This is a genomic window from Streptomyces sp. NPDC048483 (assembly GCF_040651455.1).
Lineage (GTDB): Bacteria > Actinomycetota > Actinomycetes > Streptomycetales > Streptomycetaceae > Streptomyces.
Genome location: NZ_JBEZJZ010000226.1, coordinates 1 through 3,924, shown reverse-complemented (window position 1 = coordinate 3,924; position 3,924 = coordinate 1). Strand labels below are relative to the sequence as shown.

Annotated in this window: 1 protein-coding gene; it reads right to left on the bottom strand. The window is 72.9% G+C overall.

Annotation, left to right across the window (positions count from 1 at the left end; translation table 11 throughout):
- Positions 1-54: 54 nt before the first annotated feature.
- Positions 55-3,924 (bottom strand): amino acid adenylation domain-containing protein (locus tag AB0D04_RS42310; protein WP_362712782.1); only part of this gene is annotated, 3,870 nt, incomplete at its 5' end.

Sequence of the window (3,924 nt, the reverse complement as noted above, 5' to 3'; positions counted from 1 at the left end):
TAGAGCGTGCCGCAGGCCAGTCCGCGAGGTACGTACTTGCAGATCTCGGAGTCTCTACGTCGGAAGATCGAAGAGGGCGAGATCAGCGAAAGTCTCCTCGCCCGCGGCCGGCACCACGTAGGCGACGAGCCGGGTGTCGTCCGCCCGGTCCTGGCGGGCGACGACCGCCACCTGGCCGACGGCCGCATGCGACGTCAGCGCCGCCTCGATCTCGCCGGGTTCGATCCGGAAGCCGCGCACCTTGACCTGGTCGTCCGCGCGGCCCGCGTACTCCAGCGTCCCGTCCGCACGCCACCGGGCGAGATCGCCGGTGCGGTACATCCGGCCGCCCGCCGGCCCGTACGGATCGGCGACGAAACGCTCGGCGGTCAGGCCGGGGCGGTTCAGGTAGCCGCGGGCCGGCCCCGCGCCGGACACATACAGTTCGCCGGTCACGCCCGGCGGCACCGGCCGCAGCCGGCCGTCCAGGACATAGGTGTCCAGGTCCGGGAGGGCGGTGCCGATGCCGCCGGCCGGGTCCGCGGTGTGCCGGGCGTCGAGGGCGAGGTAGGTGACATGCACGGTGGTCTCCGTGATGCCGTACATATTGACCAGCCGCGGCGCGTCGTCGGGGTGGCGCCGGTACCAGTCGGCCAGCCGGGCGGGTTCCAGGGCTTCCCCGCCGAAGATCACGGTGCGCAGGGCGAGCGGCTCGGCGCTCGCCGGGCGCTCCTGGTCGGCCTGCATCAGCTGGTGGAACGCGGACGGCGTCTGGTTGAGCACCGTGACGCCCTCGCGGGCCAGCAGGTCGAGGAACCGCTCCGGCGACCGGCTGATCTCGTGCGGGACCACGACCAGCCGCCCGCCGTGCAGCAGCGGCCCCCACAGCTCCCACACCGAGAAGTCGAAGGCGTAGGAGTGGAACAGCGTCCAGACATCCTCGGCGCCGAAGCCGAACCAGTGGCGGGTGGCAGTGAACAGCCGCAGCACGTTGCGGTGCGGGACGACGACGCCCTTCGGCGTACCGGTGGACCCGGAGGTGTAGATGACGTACGCCGGATGCTCCGGCGCGAGCGCCACCCGCGGGTCGGTGTCGGGCAGTTCACCGAGCAGGGCTTCGGTCTCGGGGGAGCCCAGCACGAGGTGGCCGGGATCCCCTTCCGTACCGGTCCCGGTGACCCGCAGCTTCGGGCGTGCGTCGGCGAGCATGAACGCGCTGCGCGCGGCCGGGTACTGCGGATCCAGCGGCAGATAGGCCGCACCGGCCTTGAGCACCGCGAGGACGGCGACCACGAGATCGGCAGAGCGCGGCAGCGTCAGCGCGACGATGTCCTCCGGACCCACTCCCCGGCCGATCAGCGCGTGCGCAAGCCGGTTGGCCCGCGCGTTGAGCTCGGCATACGTGAGCGCGGTGCTGCCCGACACCACGGCGACCGCGTCCGGCCGCCGGCGTACCTGGGCCGCGAACAGGGCGGGCAGGCTGCCGGAGACGGGCGCCTCGGCCTTCCGGTCCCGTACGGGCAGCAACTGCCGGCGCTCCTGGGCGGTGAGGATGTCACAGCGGCTCAACAGCCGGTCCGGGTCGGCGACCGCGGCTTCCAGCAGCCGGATCCACCGGGCGACCATCGACGCGACGGTGGCCGGATCGTAGAGATCGCCCGCGTACTCCACGAAGCCCGCGATGCCCTCCGGGGACCCGTCCTGGGCATGGCGCTCGGTCATCGAGAAGATCAGGTCGAGCTTGGAGGTGGTCGTCGTCAGCCGGACACCGTCGGTCTCCAGACCGGCCGGGGCGAAGTCGGCCCGTGGCGCGTTCTGCAGGACGAGCATGACCTGGAACAGCGGATGGTGTGACAGCGACCGGGCCGGGTTGAGTACCTCCACGAGGTACTCGAACGGCACGTCCTGGTGGGCGTACCCGCCGAGCGCGACATCGCGGACCCGGTCCAGCAACTGCGCAAAGCTCGGGTCGCCGCTCGTATCGGTCCGCAGCACCAGGGTGTTGACGAAGTAACCGATGAGGTCGTCCAGCGCCTGGTCGGTGCGGCCGGCGATCAGGCTGCCGACGGGAATGTCGTCGCCCGCGCCCAGTTTGGACAGCAGAGCCGCGAGCCCGGTCTGCAGGACCATGAACAGACTGGTGCCGCGCCCACGGGCCAACTCGCGTAGCCCGCGGTGCAGTTCGGGCCCCAGCTCCACGGTCACAAAGCCACCGCGGTGGGACGCGACCGCGGGCCGGGGGCGGTCGGTGGGCAGCTGGATCTGCTCCGGCAGTCCGGCCAGCGTCCGCGTCCAGTAGGCGGCCTGGCGGGCGAAGAGGCTGTCGGGGTCGGTGTGGTCGCCGAGCAGCCGGTGCTGCCACAGGGTGTAGTCGGCGTACTGCACCGGCAGCGGCGCCCACTCCGGCTCCTCGCCCCGGCGGCGCGCCGCGTATGCGGTGGCCAGGTTGTGGGCCAGCGGGCCCAGCGACCAGCCGTCACCGGCGATGTGGTGGATCACCAGCAGCAGGACGTGTGCGTCCGGCGCCAGGGTGAACAGCTCGGCGCGCAGCGGCAGATCGACGGCCAGGTCGAAGGCGCACGCCAGCGCCTTTGCCAGCACACCGTCCAGGTCCTCCTCGGTGGTGTGCCCGATGTGCAGCCGGGGCCGGGCCGTCGAAGGGCTCCGCACCTCCTGGTACGGGACCCCGTCGATCTGGGGAAAGACCGTACGCAGACTCTCGTGCCGGGCCGTCACATCGGCCAGCGCCGCCTCGAGGGCCGTCACGTCCAAAGGCCCGGACAGCCGCCACGCCAGCGGGATGTTGTAGTTGGCGCTGGCCCCTTCCAGTTGGTGCAGGAACCACAGCCGGCGCTGCGCGAAAGACAGCGGAACGCGGCCGGGGCGCTCGGACGGCGTCAGGGCCGGCCGGGCCTGTCCCGCGTCCGCCAGCGCCGTCGCCAGTCCCGCCGGCGTCGGCGACTCGAACAGGGTGCGCAGCTCCAGCTCCACCCCGAGCGTGGCGCGGACCCGCGCCACGAGGCGGGTGGCCAGCAGGGAGTGCCCGCCCAGCTCGAAGAAGCTGTCGTCCACACCGGTTTCGGCCACGCCGAGGATCTCGGCGAACAGCTCGCACAGGATCTGCTCCTGCGGCGTCCGCGGCGCCCGCCCGCTGCCCAGGGAGCCGGCCTGCGGCGCGGGCAGCGCCGTGCGGTCCAGCTTCCCGTTCGTGGTCAGCGGCAGGGCGTCCAGGGTGACGAACGCGGCCGGGACCATGTACTCCGGCAGCCTGTCCCGCAGATGGGCGCGCAGGGCGCCGGTGTGCGGGGCGGCGTCGGGGGCGGGCACCACGTACGCGACGAGCCGGGTGTCGTCGGCCCGGTCCTGCCGGGCGAGGACGGCGACCTGCGCGACATCCGGGTGCGCGGCGAGCACTGCCTCGATCTCGCCGAGTTCGATCCGGAAGCCGCGCACCTTGACCTGGTCGTCGGCCCGGCCGACGAACTCCAGGGTGCGCCGGGCGTTCCAGCGCACCACATCACCCGTGCGGTACATGCGGTTTCCCGGCGGTCCGTACGGGTCCGCGACGAACCGCCCGGCGGTCAGCCCCGGCCGCCCCAGGTACCCGCGGGCCAGGCCCTCCCCGGCCACGTACAGCTCGCCCGCCACGCCGGGCGGCACCGGCCGCAGCCGGTCGTCGAGGACATAGGTGCGCAGGTCGGGGATGGCCGTGCCCACGTCGCTGGCCGCGCCGGTGACGGCGTCGGCCCGGTTCAGCGCGGCGTAGGTGACATGCACCGTGGTCTCGGTGATGCCGTACATGTTCACCAGGACGGGGGCGTCGTCCGCGTGGCGCCGGTACCAGTCCGCGAGCCGGGCGGGTTCCAGGGCTTCCCCGCCGAAGATCACGGTGCGCAGGGCGAGCGGCTCGGCGCTCGCCGGGCGCTCCTGGTCGGCCTGCATCAG